Origin of the sequence: Caulobacter sp. SLTY, from assembly GCF_009905535.1 — a bacterium.
GTDB lineage: Bacteria > Pseudomonadota > Alphaproteobacteria > Caulobacterales > Caulobacteraceae > Caulobacter.
Genome location: NZ_JAAALA010000001.1, coordinates 207,425 through 229,212, shown reverse-complemented (window position 1 = coordinate 229,212; position 21,788 = coordinate 207,425). Strand labels below are relative to the sequence as shown.

Genomic DNA, 21,788 nt, shown 5'->3' with positions numbered 1-21,788 from the left:
GGGGCTACAGCGCGCCCTCTTTGGCCAGCGTCTCCAGGCCCTTGCGGACCTGGGTGATGTGCAGGGTCGCCAGCAGGGGCGCGACCGTGGCGCGGACGCAGAGCCAGATGATCGCGTGGTTCAGGGTCGTGCCGCGATTGCTGCTCTCGATCTGCAGCCAGGCGCCGATCACCAGCCCGAGCAGGATCACCCCCCAGAGCGCCGCCGGCTTGGGCGCCCGGACCAGCACCTGCTCGCCGCGCCAGGCCACCGGTACGGCCAGGCCCTTGGGTATCCGCTTCTGCGCCGCCCAGGACAGCGAGGCCATGATCGCCAGGGCCAGAATCCAGAACAGGTCGCCCGCGATGGAAAGGATCTGGATCACCATTGGCGCTCCTTACGCGAAGCAGGCGGCCGAGCCTAGACCGTCACCTGCGCGCCCAGCTCCACCACCCGTCCGGGCGGGATCTTGAAGAAGTCGGTCGGGTTGGCGGCGTTCTTCATCAGGAAGATGAACAGCTTATCCTGCCACAGGGGCATGCCGCTGTTGGCGCTGGGCACGATCGACCGGCGGCCCAGGAAGACGCTGGTGGCCATGATGTCGAACTTCAGCCCCTGCCGGCGGCACAGGGCCAGGGCCTTGGGCACGTTCGGGCTCTCCATGAAGCCGTAGGTGATGATCAGCTTCTTGAAGTCGTCATTGACCTTCTCGATCTTCACCCGCTCGCTCTCGGGCACCCGCGGCGTCTCGGCCGAGCGCACCGTGGCGATGATGTTCTTCTCGTGCAGCACCTTGTTGTGCTTGAGATTGTGCATCAGGGCGACCGGGGTCATGTCCGGATCGCTGGTCAGGAAGATGGCGGTGCCCGGCGCCCGGTGCGGGGCGCGGGCCTCCAGAATGCCGATCAGGTCCGCCAGGGGCACGGAATCGCGCCGGGTCTTTTCGGTCAGGATCTGCGCCCCGCGGGTCCAGGTCCACATGATCACCACCAGCACCGCGCCGAACACCAGCGGCATCCAGGCCCCTTGCGGGAGCTTCAGCAGGTTGGAGGAGATGAAGGTCAGGTCGATGACCAGCAGGGGCACAAGCACGGCGAGGGTGGCGGCCCATTTCCACTTCCAAAGGAAGCGGATGATCACGAAGGCCAGCAGGGTGTCGACGAACATCGAGCCCGTCACCGCGATGCCATAGGCGGCGGCCAGAGCGCTGGAGGTCTTGAAGCTGAACAGCAAGACCAGCACGCCGATCATCAGCATGGTGTTGACCTGCGGCACGAAGATCTGCCCCGCCTGGGTCTCGCTGGTGCGGCGGATGTCGATGCGCGGCAGCAGGCCGAGCTGTACCGCCTGCTGGGTCACCGAGAAGGCGCCGGTGATCACCGCCTGGCTGGCGATGATCGTGGCCAGGGTGGCGAGCAGCAGCACCGGCCAGTAGACCACCTGCGGCACCATCTCCCAGAAGGGGTTCAGCCGCGCCTCCGGATGCGCCAGGATCGAGGCGCCCTGGCCCAGGTAGTTCAGCGCCAGGCAGGGGAACACCAGGTAGAGCCAGCCGGCCTGGATCGGCTTCTTCCCGAAGTGACCCATATCCGAATACAGCGCCTCGGCGCCGGTCACCGCCAGGAAGACGCTGCCCAGGATGACGAAGCCCAGGAAGCCGTTGTTGAGCAGGAAGGCGATCCCGTAGTGGGGGCTGAGCGCCCGGAAGATCGAGAGATCGTCAAATAGGTGGTAGAGGCCGAGCCCGCCCAGCACTAGGAACCAGACCAGGGTGATCGGCCCGAACAGCGACGCCATCCGATGGGTGCCGCGCGACTGGACCAGGAACAGGGCGATCAGGATCCCGGCGGAGATCGGCAGGATCCAGCTGTCGACCCGGCCGCCCAGGCCCGGCGCCTCTTTCAGGCCCTCGACCGCCGAGAGCACCGAGATGGCCGGTGTGATGATGCCGTCGCCGTAGAACAGCGCCGCCCCGATGACGCCCAGGAAGAAGACCGTCGCCGACCGCTTGCCATTGGGCTTGGCCAGGGTGCGCCGGGCCAGCGCCATCAGCGCCAGGGTGCCGCCCTCGCCCTTGTTGTCGGCCCGCATCAGCAGCACGACGTACTTCAAGGTCACGATGAGGATCAGCGCCCAGATGACCAGGGACACCACGCCCAGCACCGCCAGCTCGCTGGTCCCGCCGCTCTTCGAATGCGCGAGAGCCTCCCGCATGGCGTAGAGAGGGCTGGTGCCGATGTCGCCGAACACCACCCCGATGGCGCCGACGGTCAGCATCCAGAAGCCGCTGTGGCCATGGCCGGCGCCGGTCTGGCTTTCCGGGTTTTGGCCGTCCGGGCCTACGGTGAGGGTCATGTCCGGCCCAGCGCTGGCGCTTGCGGCGGCGGTATCGGCGGGCTCAGAGGCCATGCGATCAGGTATCCAGGGCCTGGAAGGGCCACGAGCGGAGCGCCACCAACGGCGCGGCGGGCGCGATACACCCTTTCCAACAGCGCATCAATCGCCCGCCGGTTTCAGGCGGATTCGCCGCGCCCATTGCCCGCAACCCTTCGGGCGCCTACCTTTTCAACAACCGACGATGTCAGACAGCCAGAAATTCCCCGTTGCGGCACACGCCCTGGCCTACTTGGCGCATATGGACGCCGATGCGCCGGCGCGCGCCGTCTCGTCCGCCCAGCTGGCCGCCTCCATGCCGACAAACCCGGTGGTGGTGCGGCGGGTGACCGCGATGCTGGCCAAGGCCGGCCTGATCGGCACCCGCATGGGGGCCGGCGGCGGCGCCTGGCTAACCCGGTCGCCGGAGAGCATCACTCTCGATATGGTGCTGCGGGCGGTCGACGGTTGCACCCACCTAGGCGTCGCCCCCGCCGGGGTGAAGGGTTGCCCTGTGGGCGAACGGATTCCCGACGCGGTAAGCGCCGCCATCCGCGCCGCCGACAGCGCCGCCAGCGAGCGGTTGTCAAAGATCACCGTCGCCGATCTGCTGGCCGAACCCGCCACCGCTTGATCGCGAAGGCGGCGCAGGTCAGTTTCCGTCTGAACTTTACTCCGGAACCCCAATGGCCCGTCGCCTCGCCCTGATCACCGGCGCCTCCGCCGGCATCGGCGCCGCCTTCGCCCGCATCTACGCCGCCCACGGCTATGACGTGGCCCTGACCGCCCGCCGCGCCGACAAGCTGACCGCCCTGGCCGAGGAAATCAGTCTCAGGTCTGGCGTCGAAACCCTCACCGTCACCGCCGACCTGGCCGACCCGGCCGCGCCCGACGCCATCCTGGCGCAGCTGGCCGCCCATGGCCGCGAGGTCGACGCCCTCGTCAACAACGCCGGCTACGGCCTGCCCGGCCTCTATGCGGAGACGCCCTGGGCCGACCAGCGCGACTTCATCCAGGTGATGCTGACTGCCCCGTCCGACCTGGCGCACAAGGTGCTGCCGGGCATGCTGGCGCGAAGGTTCGGGCGGATCGTCAATGTCGCTTCCCTGGCCGGTCTGATGCCGGGGGCGGCGGGCCATACCCTGTATGCGGCGTCGAAGAGCTACCTGGTCCGCTTCAGCCAGAGCCTGCACCTGGAGACCCAGAACACCGGCGTGCATGTCACCGCCCTCTGCCCCGGCTTCACCTACAGCGAATTCCACGACGTGAACCACACGCGCGAGCTGGTCACCCGCTCGACCCCCGACTGGCTGTGGCTGGGCGCCGACGAGGTGGCGGCCAACGGCTATGAGGCGGCGGAGGCCAATCGGCCCGTCTGCGTGCCCGGCGCCCCGAACAAGGCCATTGCGGCGCTGGCCAAGATCCTGCCCGACGAATGGCTGCTGGCCCTGCTGGCCAGCCAGGGCGGACGGTTCCGGAATACGCGGGCTTAGCGCTCCGCCGCGTAGGGCGCAGCCGCCGCCGGCGTGATCAGGTTGCGGGTGGTGTCGGAAATCCCGACGATCACGAACTGCACCGCCATGGCGCAGAGGATCAGCCCCAGCACCCGCACGATGATGGTCATGCCGATCCGGCCGAGGATGCGGCTGATCACCGGCGTCAGCCAGAAGCAGATCATGGTCACCACCGACACCGCGAACAGGGCCGCCACCCCGGCCGCGTCGCCCATCCAGCCGATGGCCTTGGCCTCGCTGGCGTAGATGACCACTGTGGAGATCGCCCCCGGCCCGATCAGCAACGGCATGGCGAACGGCACCACCAGCCGCTCGAACCGACGCTTGGCATAGGCCCGCGCCCCCTCGACCTCGCCCGCCTCGGCGGCGTCGGCGAACTTGGCGGTGAAGTCGTCGCGGGCCATGTCCAGGCCCAGCAGGAACAGGATCACCCCGCCGGCGATGCGGAAGGCCGGCAGGGAGATGCCGAAGAACTCCAGCAGGGTCAGGCCGGTGAAGTAGAAGAACAGCAGGAACAGGAAGGCGAAGACGCAGATGTAGAGGGCCACCATCCGCCGCCCGGCCGCCAACGCCCCGGCCGTCGCCGCCGCGAAGACGGGCACGTTGCCGATCGGGTCGATCAGGGCGAACAGGGCGACGAAGAAGTTGACGAAGAGGTCCGTGGCGCTCATTCAACCTCTCTAGCCCAAAACTTTCAGATTCGCGCGCCGAACGCTGTTTGGCCGCCAGGAGCTAGCCGCATGTCCGATCCGCGCCTCATCGTCGCCCTCGACCTGCCGACCCGCGCCGAGGCCGAGGCCATGGTCGAGCAGCTGGGCGACAGCGTGGCCTTCTACAAGGTGGGCCTGCAGCTGCTGGCCGGCGGCGGCATGGAGATGGCCAGGGACCTCAAGGCCCGCGGCCGCTCGGTGTTCCTGGACTGGAAGCTGCACGACATCGGCGCGACCGTGGAAAAGGCCACCGCCGCCATCGTGGCCAGCGGCGCCTGCGACCTGCTTACCGTCCACGCCGAGCCCCAGGTGATGGCCGCCGCCGTGCGCGGCCGGGCCGGCGAACGCTCCGCGAAAATCCTCGGCGTCACCGTAATGACCAGCCTCACCGGCCAGGACCTGGCTGAGATGGGCTATGGCATGGGCGTCGAGGCCCTGATCGAGCGCCGCGTGCGTCAGGCCGTGGACGCCGGCCTCGATGGCGTGGTTTCCAGCCCGCATGAGGCGGCCATCGCCCGGCGCATCGGCGGCCCGGACTTCCTGGTCGTCACCCCCGGCGTCCGCCCCGCCGGCGCCGCGATGAACGACCAGGCCCGCGCGGCCGGACCGGCCGAGGCCCTGGCCAACGGCGCGAGTCACCTGGTGGTGGGCCGACCCATCACGGCTGCGAGCGACCCCCGCGCGGCGGCGCAGGCCGTGGCGGCCGAAATGGCGGCCGAGCGCCGGGCGGCCTGAACCAGCCTCAACTGCCCGAGAAACAGAGACCGATAATCAACCCGGCGCCGAACGCCGCCGACGCCAGGCCGGCCAGGACGGCGCGGAGCTTCAGGGGCCTTCGGGCGGCGATCACGCCGCGCTGGGCCGGGCGGCGTTGACGAACAGGGTGCGACCGCTGTCGGTCAGCGCCCAGCGGCGGGAGTCGGGGCCGAAGGGCAGGTGGGCGTAGGGGTGCGGAGCCGGCAATTGCCCCGCCAAGGCGATGTAGGCGTCGAAGGCGTCGATGATCTGGTCGCGCAAAGCGTCCAGCGCGCCCGACCAAGCACCTGCCCGGCTGCTTGCCACGGTCCGTACGATCAGGTCGCGATGGGCGGCGCCGCCGTGGCTGGCGATGGCTTCCAGAATGTCGCGCAGCAGCGGCTCTACGGCAGTCTCCGCCACATGAAGTCGAACGATCTTCGATGTCTTGCCTGTCACCGGTCCAAAGCCCCCTGTCGCATCCCCCCAGGCGTCGCCCGGGCATACCGGTTGCTCTAAGGACCCCGGCCGGAGGTTTTCAAACGGCAGGGCGCCCAAACCGTGCGCGAGGTTGGCTGGAGTGGGGCCAGGGCGACCGGAGCCGGAGGTGACGAACGCCGGCCGCCCTGTCGCCTCGGACGAAGTGGGGGGTGTCCAAGGCTTGGCCCTTTGTGCAACGCCGGTGGTAAGATTCAACCCTGAGGGCGCCCAAATCGTGCGCCGCGCTGGGGCCTCAGTCCGCGATGCGACCGGCAACGCCCGCGGCGGGGTGGGGCTCGTGGACGAATCCATGGACGGCGAGAAGTCGGACCATCTGCCGGATGTTCAAGCTGGTGTCCGCCAGCGCCCCCTCCAGCTTGGCCCCGGATAGCAGGTCGGAGCTTGGACGGTAGCCCGCGGTCGTCCTCACAACCGACCCGGACCGGGCCAAGGCAACCAGGCGTCGTCGCGTCGATTCGCGGTTCAGGGCCAAGGCTTCGGCAAGCTGCAGCCGGCTCGTCGCCCCATCCTGTCCCACCTCGCCCTCTGCGTTGGAAAGTATCAGGCTCAACAAAAGCCCCGAGTGCAGGTCTCCTCCGAGCCTGGCCAGGGTCTCGTAGTGCCGAAGCTGCACGCGCAGCATGATGCGGCTGAACTGGCGGGCCCGATCAAGCATCGCCTGCTGATCCAGCCAGGCGCGGGCGTCGCCCATTTCGGGCTCATCCGGATAGCCCAGCTTCAACAGGAAGCCGAGGATCGGCTCCATCTGCGAGAAGACGATGGTCTGATAGGTCGGCGTGGTCAGAAAGGCCGTGGTGACCCGCAGGCCCCGTTCGTCGCGGCTGACGATGGCGCGCTCGAACAGGTGGTCCGAGCGTCGCCGCACGGTCTCGCGAGACAGAGATAGCGATCGGGCCAGGGCCGATACGCTGATCGGCCGGCGGCTCTCATCCGGCGGCGGCGTGTCCAGCCTTGCATAGCGCCGCCCGTCTCCGCCCGGCTGATCCAGGTGGTCCACCCCCGCGTGCAGGATGGCGTAGCCGATGATCACATCGATCGCATCGAGTTCCAGCGCCGCCTGCGCCACCTTGAGGTGGCCGAGGAAGGCCCTGCTGGCCGAGAGGTAGAAGCTCAGCCGGTTGGCGGGATGCAGGGGGTTTCGCTGCGGATAGAGGTCCAAGGGGCGGGCTGCTCCAGCGGAAGCGAGGCCGGCCAGGAAGCCGACGATCAGCGTTCGTTGAACCGACGTGCCAGCCTTGGAAAGACGTCAAATCGCCGCGCGTCTCCAGACGCCCGACTTGCCGCCGGTCTTCTCGATCAGCCGCACGGCGTCGATGGTCATTCCCTTATCGACGGCTTTCAGCATGTCGTAGAGGGTCAGGCAGGCGACCGAGACGGCAGTGAGGGCTTCCATCTCGACACCGGTTGGCCCCGTGGTGCGGACCGTGGCGGTAACCTCCAGCCCCTCGTCACAGAGCGCCACGGCCACCATCACCTTGCTCAGCGCCAGGGGGTGGCAGAGGGGGATCAGGTCGCTGGTGCGTTTGGCGGCCATGACGCCGGCCAGCTCGGCGGTGGTGACCACATCGCCCTTGGCCGCGCCGCCGGAGAGGGCCAGGTCGCGGGTTTCGGCCGGCATGCGGACCAGGCCCTTGGCCGTGGCCTCGCGGGCGGTTGCCGGCTTGTCCGACACGTCGACCATCCGGGCGCGGCCCTGGTCGTCGAGGTGGCTGAGCTTGCTCATGCCTCCAGCAACCTCGGCATTAGCTCGACCATGTTGCAGGGTCGGTGGCGGCTGTCGAGTTGGGCGGCGATGACCTTGTCCCAGCCGTCCCGGACCGCCCCGTTCGAGCCCGGCAGGCAGAAGACGAACACCCCGCCGACGATCCCGGCCAGGGCCCGGGACTGCAGGGTGGACAGGCCGACCGACTGGTAGCTGACCAGGTGGAAGATCACCGAAAACCCGTCGATCTCCTTGTCGAACAGCGGGCGGACGGCCTCCGGCGTCACATCCCGGCCGGTCAGGCCCGTGCCGCCTGTGGTGACGATCGCCTCGACCGTTCTCGAGGCGACCCAGGCGCGGATCTGGGCCTGGATCTCGGCCACGTCGTCCTTGACCATCTTTTTGTCGGCCAGCTCGTGACCGGCGTCGGTGACGCGCCCCGCCAGCAGGTGGCCTGAAGTGTCACTCTCCTCGTCGCGAGTGTCGGAGATGGTCAGCACGGCGACGCGCACCGGCTTGAACGCCCAGGCCTCGTCAATCTTGCCGCCGATGTTGAGGGTCATTTCGGGTCTCCATCCCAACGCGCGGCGTCGGTCCTATCCTGCTGTGTGGGTTCGATCCAGCGGGCGCCGCCGGGCCCCACCTCCTTCTTCCAGAAGGGGGCGCGGGACTTCAGCCAGTCCATCAGATGGTCGCAGGCCTCGAAGGCCGCGCGGCGGTGGGCGGCGGCCGTGGCCACGAAGACGATGGCCTCGCCCGGGGCGATGGGGCCGATGCGGTGGACGACCAACGCGTCCTGCAGGCCGAAGCGGCCGACGGCGGCGGCGACCATCTCGGCGATCGCCGCATCGGTGAAGCCGGGATAGGCCTCCAGCTCCAGGGTGGTGGTCGTACCCTGCTCGGCGCGGGCCAGGCCGGTGAAGCTGGCGATGGCCCCGGTCTCGGCGCGGCCGGCGGCGAAGGCGGTCAGCAGGGCGCCGGGATCGAAGGGTTCGGCCTGGAGGGTGACGCTCATCCGCCGCTCATCGGCGGCAGGAAGGCGACTTCTGAGGTGGCGCTGAGGGTCGCCTCGCCCCGCAGCAGGGCCTTGTCGACCGCGACCTGCACCGACGGCCCGGAAAGGGCCTCGGCGAGATCCGGATCGAGGGCGGCCAGCGTGGCCCGCAGCTCACTGAGGGTTCCGGCGGCAACGTCGCGCTCCCGCCAGCCGGCGATGTCGGCCAGACGGCCGAACAGCAGCACCCGCGCCATGCTCAGCCGCCCGTGGTCGACATGTGCCGCGCAACGGCGGGAGCCCCGCCGATGCGGAAGTCGTGGCCCTTGGGCTTGCCCAGGATGGCGGTGCGGATCGCCTCGGCCAGGTCCGCGTCCGAGCCGCCGTCGCGCATCACCGCCCGCAGGTCGGTGGCGTCGTCCTGGCCCAGGCAGGTGTGCAGGGTGCCGGTGCAGGTCAGCCTCACCCGGTTGCAGGCCTCACAGAAATTGTGGCTCAGCGGCGTGATGAAGCCCAGCCGCCCCCCCGTCTCCCTGACGCGGACATAGCGGGCGGGACCGCCGGTGTTCAGCGGCAGGTCTTCCAGGGTCCAGTAGCTGGCCAGGTCGTCGCGCAGGGCGGACAGCGACAGGTACTGGTCGGTGCGGTCGGCCTCGATCTCGCCCATCGGCATGGTCTCGATCAGGGTCAGGTCCATGCCCAGGTCGTGGGCCCACTGGATCAGCGCCGGGATCTCAGCGGCGTTGTCGCGAGCCAGGGCGACGGTGTTGATCTTCACCGCCAGCCCGGCGGCGCGGGCGGCCTCCAGCCCGGCCAGCACCTGGGCCAGGTCGCCGCCCCGGGTGAGGGTTTGGAACAGGTCGGGCTTGAGGGTGTCCAGCGAGACATTGATCCGCCGCAGGCCCAGCGCCGCCAGTTCGACCGCATGCTGCGCCAGCCGCGTGCCGTTGGTGGTCAGGGTCAGCTCCTCGAGCGCCCCGTTGCCCAGATGCCGCGACAGGCCGCCGACCAGCCCCATGAATCCCTTGCGCACCAGCGGCTCCCCGCCGGTCAGCCGCATCTTCTTCACACCCAGACCGATGAACACCGAGGCCACCCGGTCGAGCTCCTCCAGCGTCAGGACTTCCGCCTTGGGCAGGAAGACCATCCGCTCGGCCATGCAGTAGACGCAGCGCAGGTCGCATCGGTCGGTCACCGACACCCGCAGGTAGGAGACCCGGCGCGCGAAGGTGTCCAGCAGCGGCTGGGTCGCGGCGGTCGCCTGGGCGGGGATGTCGTCGTAGGGTGTCATCTCTGGAAGCTAGAATAGGCGCGAAGCATCGATGGCGACAGGGGGCGAAGCCCGAGGACTGGAGGCCATCGTATTGGCCGCGGGGATGAGCGTCCGGTTCGGCGCGCCCAAGCTGCTGGCGTCCTTCAATGGCCAACCCCTGATCCACGCCGCCCTGGCCGCCGCCTTCGGCGCTCCGGCGCGCGGGGTGACTGTGGTCACCGGAGGCCACGCGCCGGCCGTCACGGCGGCCGTGGAGGCGTTCGGACGGCCGGTGCGGGTCGTCCACGCCCCCGACCATGGCGAGGGCCTGTCGGCCAGCCTGAGGGCCGGCATCGGCGCCCTGCCGGTCGATGCGGCGGGTGTCTTCGTCTTCCTGGCCGACATGCCTTGGGTTCCGGCCCGCGTCGCGGATCGACTGGCCGAAGCGCTGGTCGGCGGCGCCCAGGCCGCCGCGCCGGTGTTCGAGGGGCGGCGGGGCCATCCCGTGCTCCTGACGGCGGCGCTGTTCGAGCCGATTATGGCCCTGACCGGCGATCATGGCGCGGGCCATATTCTGGCGGGACTTGGTGAGCGGCTGGCCCTCATACCCGTGTCGAAGGATGGAATTCTGCGCGACGTCGATCACCCGGGCGATCTCGCCTGACGGCTGGATTTTTCGGCCCGCCATGGTAGTTTGGTAGCAATAATTCCTACCAGAGGTCGATATGAGCAAGGTCGAAAAGCTCTCGGTGGCCCTCACGCCCTACCTAGCCCAAACGGTTCGGCAAGCGGTCGATGGCGGTGGCTATGCCTCGACCAGCGAAGTGGTTCGTGAGGCTTTGCGGGAATGGTCCGACCGTAGAGCGGGCCCTTCGGACGCCGAGTTGGTCCGAGCCTGGCACGAGGGGCTCGCTAGCGGGCCGCCACGACCGCTGGAACCGAAGGAGGCGTTCCTTCGCCGCAACCTGGCTCGACTCGCGGCCCTGCGCGACCATGACCGTTGAATGGTCACCCGCCGCTCTACACGACCTCGACGAAATCTGGATGCGCATCGCCAGGGACAGTCCTGGCGCGGCGGAGAGCGTTATCGATCGCTTCTACGACTTGGTGCGGCTGTTCACGGACTTTCCGATGGTTGGAGTCCAGCGTGACGACCTCGAGCCTGGCATGCGACTTTGGCCGGTCGGAAACTACGTCGTCCTGCACCGCGTCGAGGGCCGCGCTGTGACCATTGTCCGCGTCGTCTGGGGCGGACGGGACCTGACGGCATTGCTTCGGGGAACCTGACGCCCCAACCGCGCCGCAATCCCTTCGCCAGATCGACCGATGATCTCCCGCCGCCTGGTCCTCACCGCGCCCGCCTTCCTGGCCCTGCCTGCCTGGGGGCAGGCGCAAGAAGCCTGGGCCGACCGACTGGTCTCAGCGGCCGCCGCGCAGATTGGCCAGACCCTGACCTACGATCCGGCCTACGTGACCCTCACCTACCCTGGCGGCGACGTGCCGCGCGACCGGGGGGTCTGCACCGATGTGGTGATCCGGGCCTATCGCGACGGGCTGGGTATCGATCTGCAAAGCCGCGTTCACCAGGACATGGCCGCCAACTTCACCGCCTACCCGAAGACCTGGGGCCTGCGCCGGCCCGACCGCAATATCGACCATCGCCGCGTGCCCAACCTCGAGACCTTCCTGAAGCGCGCCGGCGCCGGCCTGCCGGCGGGGACGTCGTGGCGGGCCGGGGACCTGATCACCCAGCGGCTGCCGGGGAACCTGCCGCACATCCTGGTGGTCGATGGCCGGATGGCGGCGCCGGGCCGTCCGTTCGCCATCCACAACGTCGGCGCCGGGGCGAAGCGGGAGGACGTGATCACCGCCTGGCCGATCGTCGGCCATTTCCGCTGGCGGGGTTGACGGGGCGGCCCCTTCGGCGTTGAACGCGCGCCAGCCGATTCCCCCTCCCCGACGTCGAAGGACTGCGCCGTGGCCGACAAGAAGATCAACAAGGTTGTGCTCGCCTATTCGGGCGGTCTGGACACCTCGATCATCCTGAAATGGCTGCAGACCGAGTACCAGGCGGAAGTCGTCACCTTCACCGCCGACCTCGGCCAGGGCGAGGAACTGGGCCCGGCCCGCGAGAAGGCCCTGCTGCTGGGCATCAAGCCGGAAAACATCTTCATCGAGGACCTGCGGGAGGAGTTCGTCCGCGACTTCGTCTTCCCGATGTTCCGCGCCAACACCGTTTATGAGGGCCAGTATCTGCTCGGCACCTCCATCGCCCGGCCGCTGATCGCCAAGAAGCAGATCGAGATCGCCCGTCAGGTCGGGGCCGACGCCGTCTGTCACGGGGCCACGGGCAAGGGCAACGACCAGGTCCGCTTCGAGATCGGCTACTACGCGCTCGAGCCCGACATCCACGTCATCGCCCCCTGGCGCGAGTGGGACTTCAAGAGCCGCGAGGCCCTGCTGGACTTCGCCGAAAAGCACCAGATCCCGATCGCCAAGGACAAGCGCGGCGAGGCCCCGTTCAGTGTCGACGCCAACCTGCTGCACTCCTCGTCCGAGGGTAAGGTGCTGGAAGACCCGGCGGTCGAGGCCCCCGAGTTCGTCCACATGCGCACCATCGCGCCGGAGGACGCCCCCGATAAACCGCATGTCTTCACCATCGATTTCGAGCGCGGCGACCCCGTGGCCATCGACGGCGTGGCCCTCTCGCCCGCCGCCCTGCTGACCAAGCTGAACGAACTGGGCCACGACAACGGCGTCGGCCGCCTGGACCTGGTCGAGAACCGCTTCGTCGGCATGAAGAGCCGCGGCGTCTACGAGACCCCCGGCGGGACCATCCTGCTGGCCGCCCACCGCGGCATCGAGAGCATCACCCTGGACCGGGGCGCCATGCACCTGAAGGACGAGCTGATGCCGAAGTACGCATCGCTGGTCTACAACGGCTTCTGGTTCGCGCCCGAGCGCGAGATGCTGCAGGCGGCGATCGACTACAGCCAGCAAAAGGTCACCGGCCAGGTGCGGGTGAAGCTCTACAAGGGCAACGTCAGCATCATCGGACGCACCAGCCCCTACAGCCTCTACGACCAGGAACTGGTCACCTTCGAGGAAGGCGCCGTGGCCTACGACCACCGCGACGCCGCCGGCTTCATCAAGCTGAACGCCCTGCGCCTGCGCGTGGCGGCCAAGCGGGACAAGCGCGAAGGCTAGAGCGCGTTCCGATTAGTGGGGACCGGTAATCGGTTCAAACGCGCGACCAGCAAAATGCCTGGAGCAGGCTGGATTTGATTCCATCAAATCGAGCCTGCTCTAGGGCCGGTCGACCGCGATCCGGAGTATGCGGCCGGCCTTGTCGTCGGCCACCCATATCGCCCCGTCGGCGGCGACCGCCAGACCCACGGGCGTTCCCTGCTTGCGGGTCTTTGTCGCGCCCCAGCCCGGGGTCAGGACCAGGGCGTCGGCGGAGGGCGACCAGCGGTAGGCGCGCGGCGCGCCGCCATAGATGGGATAGCGGGCGTTCGGCCGGGCAATGGGCACGCCGCGCGCATCGGTCTCGAACGCCACCACCCGTCCGCCTGTCGAGCGATAGCCGTGCCAGGTCATCAGCAGCCGGCCGCGCAGCTGTGGGAACATCGCCCCGTCGTACCAGAGCATATCGAGCGGCGCGGCGTGGGGCGGCAACAGCAGGACCGGGCGCAGGGTTCGGTCGCTGCAATGGGGCAGAGACCGGGTCGGCGCCGGCCAGCCCGGAGAGGGGTTGTTCTGGGCGTCGCAGTAGGGCCAGCCGAAGTCGGGCGGCCCGCGATGGCCGCCGGCGATCAGGTTGATCTCGTCATAGGGCGCCCAGCGGGCCGGGATGTCATAGCTGTTCTCCCCCTGCAGCAGCGTCCCGGACGGATGCATCGCCAGCGCCACGGAGTTGCGCAGACCTCGCGCCAGGATGGTGAAGTCCTTGCGCCAGCCGCCGGCCCCGTTGGGGGCATAGCGGCGCAGGACCCCGGCTTCGGCGTCCCGGTCGGCGACGCTGCGCTCGGGGCAGGCTTCGCCCGGCCGGCGTCCGTCGGCGTTCAGGCACTGGTCCGAGCGCGCCCCGACATTGACGATCAGGGCGCCGTCGCGGGCGAAGACGAACTTCGATAGCGGGTGGCGATTGTCGTGCAGCCGGTTGTCGGGCAGGCCGGTGATTACCGGCTCAATGGTCGCGGCGGGGTTGGGCGCCATCGGATCGAACCGGAAGATGCGGCTCATCTCACCCACATAGACCCGGCCGCCAGGGCCGAGCGCCAGGGCATGCGGCAGGTAGAGCCCGTCGATCAGCCGGGTCAGCTCCGGTTGCCGACCCGGCCGGGCCCGGAGGCGATAGAGGGCGCCGCGCGGCGCGCCCCAGGCGCCGAGATCGCTGACGATCCAGTCGCCATTCGAGAGCTGGACGAGCGAACGGGGCCGGCGAAGCAGGCGCGGCGCGGCGGGCGCCACCACCACCCCCGCGCAAAAGCCCGGCGCCATGCCGATGTCGGCGCGGGGATAGCCGTCGCAGGTGCGCTGAACCTGTGACGCGGCCGGCGCCGCGATCGACAGGGTGACGAGGAGAGCAAAGAGGGCAAGGGCGCGCATAGGCCGATTGGGCGGCCGGCCAGGCGCGGCGTCAAGGCGGGACGTCTACGGGGCGTCGTCCACGCGGTTGTAGGGATACCGGTCGCGGATCTCGGCCTGGAAGAACTGACCCTTGGACTCCGCCTCGACGAAGCTGCGATGCACCTCGCCGGGCACGCCGACGTAGACGTACTCGCCGCCCTCGCGGAAACGCACGAACAGCTTTCCGTGTGTCGGCTTGTAGCGAATCTTGGCGATGGCGGTTGAGGGGGCGGCGTCTGAGGGCATCGGGCGTCCTCCCGGAATTGCTCCGTACCCAATCCTAACGCCTGCATGGCCAAAGGTTTCCCCCGGTTTGCCCCGGTTTGCATCGGCGCCGAACCGTGCCAGCTTCGCGGCGGACCGGCAGGAAGCCGGCGGGGAGCGAACAACATGGCCAATCATCCGCACAGCCTGGTGGCGATCGTCACCTGCCTGTCTCTGCTCGTCTATGTCTGGATGATCCTGCGGGTCGGCGGGGCCCGGCGGCGCAGCGGCATCGCCGCCCCCGCCATGACCGGCGACGCGGACCTGGAGCGACACCTGCGGGTGCAGCTGAACACCCTGGAATGGCTGCCCATCTACCTGACCAGCCTCTGGCTGTTCACCCTGGTCTACAAGGGCTTTCCGTTCAACGAGATGATCGCTGTCGGCGCCGGCCTGCTGTGGGTGGTCGGGCGGGTGCTCTATGCGCTGGGCTATGTGAAGGACCCGAGCAAGCGCGAGATGGGTTTCCTGATCCAGGCTCTAGCCACGGCGGTGCTGCTGTTCGGCGCCCTGGGCAAGGCGATCTACGTCCTGGCCACCGTCGGGCTGTAGCCGCTGGTGAAGACGGTTCTGTTCGTCTGCAGCCAGAACCGGCTGAGAAGCCCGACGGCGGAACAGGTGTTCGCCGACTGGCCGGGGATCGAGGCCTCCTCGGCCGGGACGAACCACGATGCGGAGAACCCGCTGGACGCCGAACTGGTCGCCTGGGCCGACCTGATCTTCGTCATGGAGCGGATGCACCGCACCAAGCTGCAACAGAAATACCGCAAGGCCCTGCGCGGCCGGGTGATCTGCCTCGACATCCCGGACGACTACGACTTCATGGACGAGGCGCTGGTCCGCCTGTTGAAGGCGAAGGTCAGCCCCCACCTGCCCCGCGGTTAGTGCGCCTCGTCCCAGTTGGCGGCGGCGCGGGCCTCGACGACCAGCGGCACACTGATCTCCACCGCCGGCTCGTGGGCGGTCTGCATGATCCGGCGGGCCACGGCGATGGTCGCCTCGGCCTCTTCCTCCCGCGCCTCGAACACCAGTTCATCGTGCACCTGCAGCAGCATCCGTGATGACAGCCCGGCGTCCTTCAGCGCGTCCGGCATCCGCGCCATGGCTCGGCGGATGATGTCGGCCGCGGCCCCCTGCAGCGGGGCGTTGATCGCCGCCCGCTCGGCGAACTGACGCTGGCCGACGCTCTTGCCGTTGATGTCGGGGATGTTGATCTTGCGGCCGAAGATGGTGCGGACATAGCCGTACTGGCGGACCTGGCTGCGCATCTCCTCCATGTAGTCGCCGATGCCGGGGAAGCGGGCGAAGTAGGTCTTGATGTAGTCGGCCGCCTCGCCCTGCGGGATCGACAGCTGGTTGGCCAGGCCGAAGGCGCTGATGCCATAGACGATCCCGAAGTTGATCGCCTTGGCCCGGCGGCGGATTTCCGACGGCATGCCCTCGATGGGCGTGTCGAACATCTCGGACGCGGTCATGGCGTGGATGTCGAGACCCTCGGTGAAGGCCCGCTTCAGCTGCGGGATGTCGCCGACATGGGCCAGCAGGCGCAGCTCGATCTGGCTGTAGTCGGCGCTGATCAGCACATGGCCCGGCTCGGCGATGAAGGCCTTTCGAATCTTGCGGCCTTCCTCGGTGCGGATCGGGATGTTCTGCAGGTTGGGGTCCGAGGACGACAGCCGCCCGGTGGTGGTCGAGGCCAGGGCATAGGCGGTGTGGACCCGGCCCGTCTTCTCCGAGATGGCCGAGATCAGGTTGTCGGTATAGGTGCCCTTGAGCTTCGACAGCTGGCGCCAGTCGAGGATCAGGCGGGGCAACTCCGCGCCCTGGTTCGCCAGCCGCTCCAGCACGTCCACGTCGGTGGCCCACTGGCCCGTGGCGGTCTTCTTGCCGCCCTCCAGGCCCAGCTCTCCGAACAGCACCTCGCCGATCTGCTTGGGACTGCCCAGGTTGAACGGCCGGCCCAGCACCTGATGGGCCTTTGCCTCGAACTCGGCCATGCGCAGGGAGAAATCGTGGGACAGCCGGCGCAGCTCGTTGGTGTCGACCTTGATCCCGGCGTTTTCCATGGCCGCGATGACCGGCGGCAGGGGCCGCTCCAGGGTCTCATAGACGCTCAGCAGGCCCTCGCGGGCCAGGCGCGGCTTCAGCTTGCGCCATAGCCGCAAGGTAACGTCTGCGTCCTCGGCGGCATAGCAGGTCGCCTCGTTCAGCTGCACATGCTTGAAGCTGATCTGGGCCTTGCCGGTTCCGGCCACCTGCTTGAACGGGATCGGCTTATGGCCGAGCCACAGCTCGGAAAGCTCGTCCATGCCGTGGTTATGCAGCCCCGCCTCCAGGACGTACGAGATCAGCATGGTGTCATCGATCGGCGCCACGTTGATCCCGCGCAGCGCCATCACCGCGATGTCGTACTTGGCGTTCTGGGCCACCTTCAAAACGGCAGGCGATTCCAGCAGGGGTTTCAGGCGCGCCAGGGCCGTGGCCTTGTCGATCTGGCCCTCGACCGGCGCGGCCTGGGTCAACAGATCGCCGCCCTGGGCCTCGTGGGTCAGGGGGATGTAGCAGGCGCGGCCCGGCGCGGTGGCCAGGGACACGCCGCAGAGGCCGGCGGTGGCGGAGCCGAGGGCGTCGGTCTCGGTGTCGAACGCAATGACGCCGACCTCGTAGGCCTCGGCGATCCAACGATCGAGCGTCTCCAGGTCCTTGACGCATTCGTACTTGGTGACGTCGATCTCAATGACCGGATCTTCCGGCGTGGCCGGCGCCGGCTCGCTCTCGCTCGGCGTCCCGGCGAAGGTCGGCAGCGGGGTCGGCGCCGGTCCGGTCCCGTCGGCCGCCGCCCCGATGCGGCGCAGCAGGGTGTTGAACCCCATGTCCGCCAGAAAGCCGGCCAAAGCGTCCTTGTCCGGATCGCGCACCGTCAGGTCATCAATCGCCTCGGGCAGGGGGGTGTCGCAATCCAGCCGCACCAAGGCGCGGGACAGCCGGATCTGGTCCGCGAAATCGATCAGCGTCTGGCGCCGCTTCTCCTGTTTGACTTCACCGGCCCGCTCCAACAGCGTGTCCAGGTCGCCGTATTCGTTGATCAGCAGGGCGGCGGTCTTGACGCCGATCCCCGGCGCCCCCGGCACGTTATCGACGCTGTCGCCGCACAGGGCCTGGACATCGACCACCTTGTCCGGGGTCACCCCGAACTTCTCGACCACCTGGTCCGGCCCGATGCGGACGTTCTTCATGGTGTCCAGCATGGTCACCCCGTCGCCGACCAGCTGCATCAGGTCCTTGTCGGAGGAAACGATGATCGTCTCGCCCCCCAGGTCCCGCACCTTGCAGGCATAGGCGGCGATCAGGTCGTCGGCCTCGTAGCCGGGCAGCTCGATACAGGGCACGCCGAACGCCCGGGTGGCGTCCCTGACCAGGGCGAACTGCGGGATCAAGTCCTCCGGCGGCGGCGGCCGGTGGGCCTTGTACTGGTCGTACATGTCGTTGCGGAAGGTCTTCTCCGAATGGTCGAACACCGCCGCGAAATGGGTCGGCGCGTCCTCCTTGGTGTCCCGCAACAGCTTGAACAGCATGTTGCAGTAGCCGCTGACCGCCCCCACCGGCAGGCCGTCGCTCTTGCGGGTCAGCGGCGGCAAGGCGTGATAGGCCCGGAAGATGTAGGCCGAGGCGTCGACCAGATAGAGCCGGATCGGCGGGCCGTCCTGGGTCAGGTGGCGGTGGTCGGCGTCGGCGGTGGTGTCGGTCATGGCGGCCAAGATAGTCACCCCCGCGCGCGACGTCAGCGCCCCTTTGCAAGCGGTGTGGAAATTGGCAGGTTGCGCCACGGGTTAGGGGTGTGTCGGAGGGGGATATCACCGTGCGTAGAGTCATGATGGCGGGCCTTCTGGCCGCCTTTGCAGGGTCTGTGTCGGCCCAGACGCCGCCCGCCCAATCGACGAAGCGCGAGCCGGTGGTCACCAAGCCCGAATGGATCCGAAAGCCCAGCGGTGAAGACGTGACCGCCGTCTGGCCGGCCGGCGCCGCCAAGGCCGGCATCGGCGGCAAGGCAGTGCTGTCCTGCACTGTGACCGCTACCGGCACGATGAGTGACTGTACGGTCGTCAGCGAGACTCCCGAGGGCTATGGCTTCGGCGTCTCGGCCCTGATGCTTTCGGGCTCATTCCAGATGAAACCGCAGACCGTCGACGGGGCGCCGGTAGCGGGCGCCACGGTGCGCATCCCGCTGAACTTCATGGGAGACGGCTACAAGGTCTCGGGGGCAACCGTGCCCGCCCTGCTGGAACCCATCTGGGCCAAGGCTCCGAGCTTCGCCGACATGGCCGCGGCCTGGCCGTCCTCGGCCGGTGATCTGCCGGAAGGCTCGGTCACCCTGCGCTGCAAGGTCATGTCGACCGGCTATCTTAAGGACTGCCGCCGGCTGGCCCAAGGCCCCCAGCCGGGCTTCGGCGACGCCGCCATGGGGCTGGTGAACCGCTTTCAGCTGCTTCTGACCCCCGAGAGCGCTGCCCAGGTCAAGAACGGGCTGGTCAACGTCCGCTTCCACTTCCTCAACCCAGCCACGCCCGCCGGCCAGGCGCGGAAGGTCGCCGATCCGCGCTGGATCGTGCAGATCAAGCAGGACCGGGTGCTGGCCCTCTACCCCGACATCGCCGCCGACGCCGGGGTCAAGTCGGGCCAGGGCGTCGCCGACTGCCTGGTTGCGGCAGACGGCAAACTGACCGACTGCAAGGTGGCCCGCGAGAAGCCGGCCGACCTCGGCTTCGGCAAAGCCGCCGTGGCGATCGCCGGCGTCATGCAGATGAACCCCTGGACCGATGCCGGCCGCCCGGTCGACGGCGCCCGTATCCGCCTGCCGATCAACTTCAACCAGGCCGACGAACCGGCCGCCAAGGCCCAGCCATGAAGATTGTCCCGATCCTGACGCTCGCCCTGCTCGTCGGTACGCCGGCCATGGCTCAGCGACCGGCCGATATCGTCGAGGCGCCGGACTGGCGCGCAAAGCCGAGCGGCATGGAGGTCGCCAAGGCCTATCCGGCCAGCCTGGCGGATCGCAGCATCAGCGGCAGGGTCAAGATGAGCTGCAAGATCGGCCTTAATGGTCGGGCCCGCGACTGCGAGATCCTGCAGGAAGGCCCCTGGGGCCTGGGCTTCGGCGAGGCGGCGATCCGGCTGGCCGAGCGGTCGCTGTTCTATCCCGGCAAGGTCAACGGCAAGCCGGTCGACGGCGCCGAAATGACCGTCAGCTTTGCCTTCTCCTCCCCCTCTCAGGGGGCCCGATACGTGATCTACCAGCCGGTCTTCAGCCGCGCGCCCGGCTTCGCGGAGATGACCGCTGCCTGGCCCGAGGGCCGTGATGGCGAGGACGGCGTGGCCGTGCTGCGCTGTTCGCTCAAGGCCGATGGCGAGCTGGAGGCCTGTGACGTCGTGCGGCAGAGCGACGGGGGCTTCGGCAAGGCGGCCAGGAACCTGGTCGACCGCTTCCAGGTCAAGCTGACGCCGGAGGAGGCCAAGACCTACGCCCGGTCAGATGTGCTGATCGGCTTCCACTTTCTCAATCCGGCCAGCATCGAGGGCCGCACCCCGTCGGTGAAGGACCCCTGGTGGATCACCACCATCGACGCCGAGAAGGTGATCAGTGTCTATCCAGCCAAGGCCGCCGAAGCTGGGGTCAAGTCAGGCCGGGGCGTCGCCGACTGCCTGGTCGCGCAGGACGGCAAGCTGACCGACTGCAAGGTTGCGCGTGAGAAGCCGGAGAACATGGGCTTTGGCGCGTCCGCCGTGGCCATCGCCCAATTGATGCAGATGAACCCCTGGAGCGACAAGGGCCGCCCGGTCGTCGGGGCCAGGGTCAAGCTTCCGATCGACTTCAACCTGGCTGATGAGGCGGCGAAGTAGGCGACCATCATCCGGCGGCGCCTGAGGACAATCACCGCAGAGCTCAGCCAAACCGCTTATTGAGGTCCGGCAGGCCCTGGCCGGCCTCGACGAAGGCATTGGCCTCCCCGCTGGCCAGGTACTCCGCCACGGTGCGGTTCAGGACTCCGAACGCCGCCCGGAACGGTCCCGTCGCCGAACTCAGACGCCGCACGCCCAGCGCGCTCAGCCGCGCCGCGTTCGGCGCGCCGCCCCGGCCCATGATGTTGAGCGGCAGGGTGATCCCCTCGGCCAGCTGGGCGATCAGGCCCTCTTCGATGGGACCGGGCACGAAGATCCCGCTGGCCCCGGCCGCCTGGTACAGTTCCGCCCGGCGCAAGGTCTCGGCCAAGGCCGCCTCGCCCTCGGCCAGACCGCGCAGGTAGACGTCGATCCGAGCGTTGACGAAGACATCCACCCCGCTCCGCGCGCCCGCCTCGCGGGCCGCCTCGATCTTGCGGGCGTGAAGCTCCGGGTCGCGGCCGCCGTCCTCCAGGTTGATCCCCACCGCCCCGGCGCCGATCACGGCGGCCACCGTCTGGGTCAGGGTTTCCCGGTCGTCCGTAAACCCGCCCTCGATGTCGGCGGTGAGCGGGACCTTGATCACCCGGGCGATGCCGCCGATCACATCCAGCAGCACCGGGACCGGCAACAGGTCGCCATCGGCATAGCCCCGCGCCCAGGCTACGGCGGCGCTGGAGGTTGCCACCGCCTTCGCCCCGGCGTCCTCCATCAGGGCGGCGCTGGCCGCGTCCCAGGCGTTGGGCAGCACCAGCACGTCCGGGCCGGCGTGAAGGTCGTGGAAGGTCTGGGCCTTGGACATGTCGTGCTCCTTGTTCGCTGGACGATACATAGGAGGCGGACGTGACATCCGCTGGCGGTTTTCGGCTGTGACCAGTGCGGGCCTAGTGCCCGCCGGAGCCCTCATAGACGCCCGGCGCCAGCCGTTCGTTCTCGTCGCCCGGCCCGGTCGCCGCCACGAAGCGGCGGTCGCAGTAGCCGCAGTCGACCCAGCCGGCCGCGCCCATCTCCAGCCACACCCGCGGATGACCCAGGGCCCCGCCGACGCCGTCGCAGGCGATCCGGTGGCTGGTCACGGTCACCGTTTCCGGCGCGGCCATGACCGGCGCGGCCTTGGGCGTGTTGGTCGGGCGGGTGGCGGGGGCTTTGGGGGCCATGGCTCGGTCTCGGGCAAAATCGCGTCAGCGCCTTGGCG

General features: G+C 68.8%; 26 protein-coding genes. 11 read left to right on the top strand and 15 right to left on the bottom strand.

The features are described from left to right. Positions 1-4 precede the first annotated feature (4 nt). Both GVN21_RS01065 and GVN21_RS01060 read right to left on the bottom strand, forming a co-directional pair. A complete protein-coding gene (locus tag GVN21_RS01065) occupies positions 5-364 on the bottom strand; it encodes a hypothetical protein (protein ID WP_166572840.1) in 360 nt (119 codons plus the stop codon). 35 nt (positions 365-399) lie between these two features. Continuing rightward, positions 400-2,388 (bottom strand): potassium transporter Kup, encoded by a 1,989-nt coding sequence (locus GVN21_RS01060; protein ID WP_166572839.1) that lies wholly within the window; start codon positions 2,386-2,388, stop codon positions 400-402. Positions 2,389-2,557: 169 nt separating this feature from the next. Here GVN21_RS01060 and GVN21_RS01055 point away from each other — a divergent pair, with 169 nt between their 5' ends. After that, positions 2,558-2,986, top strand: a complete 429-nt coding sequence (locus GVN21_RS01055) for an Rrf2 family transcriptional regulator (protein WP_166572838.1) — start codon at positions 2,558-2,560, stop codon at positions 2,984-2,986. A gap of 52 nt (positions 2,987-3,038) precedes the next feature. Beyond that, positions 3,039-3,845 (top strand): SDR family oxidoreductase, encoded by an 807-nt coding sequence (locus GVN21_RS01050; RefSeq protein WP_166572837.1) that lies wholly within the window; start codon positions 3,039-3,041, stop codon positions 3,843-3,845. On the opposite strand, the gene GVN21_RS01045 is transcribed toward GVN21_RS01050, so the two are convergent. After that, on the bottom strand, positions 3,842-4,537 hold the full coding sequence (locus GVN21_RS01045; protein WP_166572836.1) for a MarC family protein: 696 nt from the start codon (positions 4,535-4,537) through the stop codon (positions 3,842-3,844). The two genes, GVN21_RS01050 and GVN21_RS01045, sit on opposite strands and share 4 nt — an antisense overlap. A 69-nt stretch (positions 4,538-4,606) precedes the next feature. Here GVN21_RS01045 and pyrF point away from each other — a divergent pair, with 69 nt between their 5' ends. Further along, on the top strand, positions 4,607-5,311 hold the full coding sequence (gene pyrF / locus GVN21_RS01040; RefSeq protein ID WP_166572835.1) for an orotidine-5'-phosphate decarboxylase: 705 nt from the start codon (positions 4,607-4,609) through the stop codon (positions 5,309-5,311). A 111-nt stretch (positions 5,312-5,422) separates the two neighbouring features. Here pyrF and GVN21_RS01035 read toward each other — a convergent pair whose 3' ends face one another. The 7 genes from GVN21_RS01035 to moaA all read right to left on the bottom strand — a co-directional run bounded on the left by GVN21_RS01035 (position 5,423) and on the right by moaA (position 9,799). Beyond that, positions 5,423-5,770, bottom strand: a complete 348-nt coding sequence (locus GVN21_RS01035) for a hypothetical protein (RefSeq protein ID WP_166572834.1) — start codon at positions 5,768-5,770, stop codon at positions 5,423-5,425. Positions 5,771-6,044: 274 nt separating this feature from the next. Further along, the gene (locus GVN21_RS01030; protein WP_166572833.1) at positions 6,045-6,971 is read right to left on the bottom strand and encodes a hypothetical protein; all 927 of its coding nucleotides are present in this window, start codon (positions 6,969-6,971) and stop codon (positions 6,045-6,047) included. Positions 6,972-7,058: 87 nt separating this feature from the next. Continuing rightward, the gene (gene moaC / locus GVN21_RS01025) at positions 7,059-7,535 is read right to left on the bottom strand and encodes a cyclic pyranopterin monophosphate synthase MoaC (RefSeq protein WP_166572832.1); all 477 of its coding nucleotides are present in this window, start codon (positions 7,533-7,535) and stop codon (positions 7,059-7,061) included. Beyond that, entirely contained in the window at positions 7,532-8,077 is a 546-nt protein-coding gene (moaB, locus tag GVN21_RS01020; RefSeq protein ID WP_166572831.1) for a molybdenum cofactor biosynthesis protein B, read from the bottom strand. The genes moaC and moaB overlap by 4 nt, the downstream gene beginning before the upstream one ends. Then, positions 8,074-8,529, bottom strand: a complete 456-nt coding sequence (locus GVN21_RS01015) for a molybdenum cofactor biosynthesis protein MoaE (protein ID WP_166572830.1) — start codon at positions 8,527-8,529, stop codon at positions 8,074-8,076. Before GVN21_RS01015 ends, moaB begins: the two co-directional genes overlap by 4 nt. Beyond that, on the bottom strand, positions 8,526-8,765 hold the full coding sequence (locus GVN21_RS01010) for a MoaD/ThiS family protein (RefSeq protein WP_166572829.1): 240 nt from the start codon (positions 8,763-8,765) through the stop codon (positions 8,526-8,528). The genes GVN21_RS01015 and GVN21_RS01010 overlap by 4 nt, the downstream gene beginning before the upstream one ends. Positions 8,766-8,767: 2 nt before the next feature. After that, positions 8,768-9,799 carry a GTP 3',8-cyclase MoaA gene (gene moaA / locus GVN21_RS01005; RefSeq protein ID WP_166572828.1) on the bottom strand — a complete coding sequence of 344 codons (1,032 nt, stop codon included), beginning with the start codon at positions 9,797-9,799 and terminating at the stop codon, positions 8,768-8,770. Between the two features lie 31 nt (positions 9,800-9,830). On the opposite strand from moaA, the gene GVN21_RS01000 reads away from it, so the two are divergent. The 4 genes from GVN21_RS01000 (at position 9,831) to GVN21_RS00980 (ending at position 12,967) form a co-directional block, all read left to right on the top strand. Further along, on the top strand, positions 9,831-10,424 hold the full coding sequence (locus GVN21_RS01000) for a nucleotidyltransferase family protein (RefSeq protein WP_166572827.1): 594 nt from the start codon (positions 9,831-9,833) through the stop codon (positions 10,422-10,424). A 329-nt stretch (positions 10,425-10,753) separates the two neighbouring features. Beyond that, positions 10,754-11,047, top strand: coding sequence for a type II toxin-antitoxin system RelE/ParE family toxin (locus tag GVN21_RS00990; RefSeq protein WP_166572825.1), 294 nt, complete (start codon positions 10,754-10,756; stop codon positions 11,045-11,047). A gap of 39 nt (positions 11,048-11,086) precedes the next feature. Then, positions 11,087-11,668, top strand: a complete 582-nt coding sequence (locus GVN21_RS00985; protein WP_166572824.1) for a DUF1287 domain-containing protein — start codon at positions 11,087-11,089, stop codon at positions 11,666-11,668. Between the two features lie 69 nt (positions 11,669-11,737). Further along, positions 11,738-12,967, top strand: a complete 1,230-nt coding sequence (locus GVN21_RS00980) for an argininosuccinate synthase (protein ID WP_166572823.1) — start codon at positions 11,738-11,740, stop codon at positions 12,965-12,967. A 99-nt stretch (positions 12,968-13,066) separates the two neighbouring features. Here GVN21_RS00980 and GVN21_RS00975 read toward each other — a convergent pair whose 3' ends face one another. Both GVN21_RS00975 and GVN21_RS00970 read right to left on the bottom strand, forming a co-directional pair. Further along, positions 13,067-14,371 (bottom strand): PQQ-dependent sugar dehydrogenase, encoded by a 1,305-nt coding sequence (locus GVN21_RS00975; RefSeq protein ID WP_166572822.1) that lies wholly within the window; start codon positions 14,369-14,371, stop codon positions 13,067-13,069. Positions 14,372-14,416: 45 nt separating this feature from the next. Next, positions 14,417-14,638 carry a KTSC domain-containing protein gene (locus tag GVN21_RS00970; protein ID WP_166572821.1) on the bottom strand — a complete coding sequence of 74 codons (222 nt, stop codon included), beginning with the start codon at positions 14,636-14,638 and terminating at the stop codon, positions 14,417-14,419. A 144-nt stretch (positions 14,639-14,782) separates the two neighbouring features. On the opposite strand from GVN21_RS00970, the gene GVN21_RS00965 reads away from it, so the two are divergent. Both GVN21_RS00965 and GVN21_RS00960 read left to right on the top strand, forming a co-directional pair. Next, positions 14,783-15,208: an MAPEG family protein gene (locus tag GVN21_RS00965; RefSeq protein WP_166572820.1), complete on the top strand. Its 426-nt coding sequence runs from the start codon at positions 14,783-14,785 to the stop codon at positions 15,206-15,208. A gap of 6 nt (positions 15,209-15,214) precedes the next feature. Further along, entirely contained in the window at positions 15,215-15,541 is a 327-nt protein-coding gene (locus GVN21_RS00960) for a low molecular weight protein tyrosine phosphatase family protein (RefSeq protein WP_166572819.1), read from the top strand. Here GVN21_RS00960 and polA read toward each other — a convergent pair. Continuing rightward, positions 15,538-18,405 (bottom strand): DNA polymerase I, encoded by a 2,868-nt coding sequence (polA, locus tag GVN21_RS00955; protein ID WP_205689861.1) that lies wholly within the window; start codon positions 18,403-18,405, stop codon positions 15,538-15,540. The genes GVN21_RS00960 and polA overlap by 4 nt on opposite strands. A 110-nt stretch (positions 18,406-18,515) precedes the next feature. Between polA and GVN21_RS00950 the strand changes: the two genes are divergently transcribed. Continuing rightward, a complete protein-coding gene (locus GVN21_RS00950) occupies positions 18,516-19,562 on the top strand; it encodes a TonB family protein (protein ID WP_166572818.1) in 1,047 nt (348 codons plus the stop codon). After that, positions 19,559-20,554, top strand: coding sequence for a TonB family protein (locus GVN21_RS00945; protein WP_166572817.1), 996 nt, complete (start codon positions 19,559-19,561; stop codon positions 20,552-20,554). Before GVN21_RS00950 ends, GVN21_RS00945 begins: the two co-directional genes overlap by 4 nt. A 43-nt stretch (positions 20,555-20,597) precedes the next feature. On the opposite strand, the gene GVN21_RS00940 is transcribed toward GVN21_RS00945, so the two are convergent. Continuing rightward, positions 20,598-21,395: an isocitrate lyase/phosphoenolpyruvate mutase family protein gene (locus GVN21_RS00940; protein WP_166572816.1), complete on the bottom strand. Its 798-nt coding sequence runs from the start codon at positions 21,393-21,395 to the stop codon at positions 20,598-20,600. 82 nt (positions 21,396-21,477) lie between these two features. Next, positions 21,478-21,693: a zinc-finger domain-containing protein gene (locus GVN21_RS00935; protein WP_166572877.1), complete on the bottom strand. Its 216-nt coding sequence runs from the start codon at positions 21,691-21,693 to the stop codon at positions 21,478-21,480. Positions 21,694-21,788 lie beyond the last annotated feature (95 nt).

What these genes read in the sequence shown, in the direction of transcription:
- GVN21_RS01060 (WP_166572839.1), bottom strand. Translation starts at nt 2,388, where the DNA reads ATGGCCTCTGAGCCCGCCGATACCGCCGCCGCAAGCGCCAGCGCTGGG.
- GVN21_RS01055 (WP_166572838.1), top strand. Translation starts at nt 2,558, where the DNA reads ATGTCAGACAGCCAGAAATTCCCCGTTGCGGCACACGCCCTGGCCTAC.
- GVN21_RS01050 (WP_166572837.1), top strand. Translation starts at nt 3,039, where the DNA reads ATGGCCCGTCGCCTCGCCCTGATCACCGGCGCCTCCGCCGGCATCGGC.
- GVN21_RS01045 (WP_166572836.1), bottom strand. Translation starts at nt 4,537, where the DNA reads ATGAGCGCCACGGACCTCTTCGTCAACTTCTTCGTCGCCCTGTTCGCC.
- pyrF (WP_166572835.1), top strand. Translation starts at nt 4,607, where the DNA reads ATGTCCGATCCGCGCCTCATCGTCGCCCTCGACCTGCCGACCCGCGCC.
- moaC (WP_166572832.1), bottom strand. Translation starts at nt 7,535, where the DNA reads ATGAGCAAGCTCAGCCACCTCGACGACCAGGGCCGCGCCCGGATGGTC.
- moaB (WP_166572831.1), bottom strand. Translation starts at nt 8,077, where the DNA reads ATGACCCTCAACATCGGCGGCAAGATTGACGAGGCCTGGGCGTTCAAG.
- GVN21_RS01015 (WP_166572830.1), bottom strand. Translation starts at nt 8,529, where the DNA reads ATGAGCGTCACCCTCCAGGCCGAACCCTTCGATCCCGGCGCCCTGCTG.
- GVN21_RS01010 (WP_166572829.1), bottom strand. Translation starts at nt 8,765, where the DNA reads ATGGCGCGGGTGCTGCTGTTCGGCCGTCTGGCCGACATCGCCGGCTGG.
- moaA (WP_166572828.1), bottom strand. Translation starts at nt 9,799, where the DNA reads ATGACACCCTACGACGACATCCCCGCCCAGGCGACCGCCGCGACCCAG.
- GVN21_RS01000 (WP_166572827.1), top strand. Translation starts at nt 9,831, where the DNA reads ATGGCGACAGGGGGCGAAGCCCGAGGACTGGAGGCCATCGTATTGGCC.
- GVN21_RS00990 (WP_166572825.1), top strand. Translation starts at nt 10,754, where the DNA reads ATGACCGTTGAATGGTCACCCGCCGCTCTACACGACCTCGACGAAATC.
- GVN21_RS00985 (WP_166572824.1), top strand. Translation starts at nt 11,087, where the DNA reads ATGATCTCCCGCCGCCTGGTCCTCACCGCGCCCGCCTTCCTGGCCCTG.
- GVN21_RS00975 (WP_166572822.1), bottom strand. Translation starts at nt 14,371, where the DNA reads ATGCGCGCCCTTGCCCTCTTTGCTCTCCTCGTCACCCTGTCGATCGCG.
- GVN21_RS00970 (WP_166572821.1), bottom strand. Translation starts at nt 14,638, where the DNA reads ATGCCCTCAGACGCCGCCCCCTCAACCGCCATCGCCAAGATTCGCTAC.
- GVN21_RS00965 (WP_166572820.1), top strand. Translation starts at nt 14,783, where the DNA reads ATGGCCAATCATCCGCACAGCCTGGTGGCGATCGTCACCTGCCTGTCT.
- polA (WP_205689861.1), bottom strand. Translation starts at nt 18,405, where the DNA reads ATGACCGACACCACCGCCGACGCCGACCACCGCCACCTGACCCAGGAC.
- GVN21_RS00945 (WP_166572817.1), top strand. Translation starts at nt 19,559, where the DNA reads ATGAAGATTGTCCCGATCCTGACGCTCGCCCTGCTCGTCGGTACGCCG.
- GVN21_RS00940 (WP_166572816.1), bottom strand. Translation starts at nt 21,395, where the DNA reads ATGTCCAAGGCCCAGACCTTCCACGACCTTCACGCCGGCCCGGACGTG.
- GVN21_RS00935 (WP_166572877.1), bottom strand. Translation starts at nt 21,693, where the DNA reads ATGGCCGCGCCGGAAACGGTGACCGTGACCAGCCACCGGATCGCCTGC.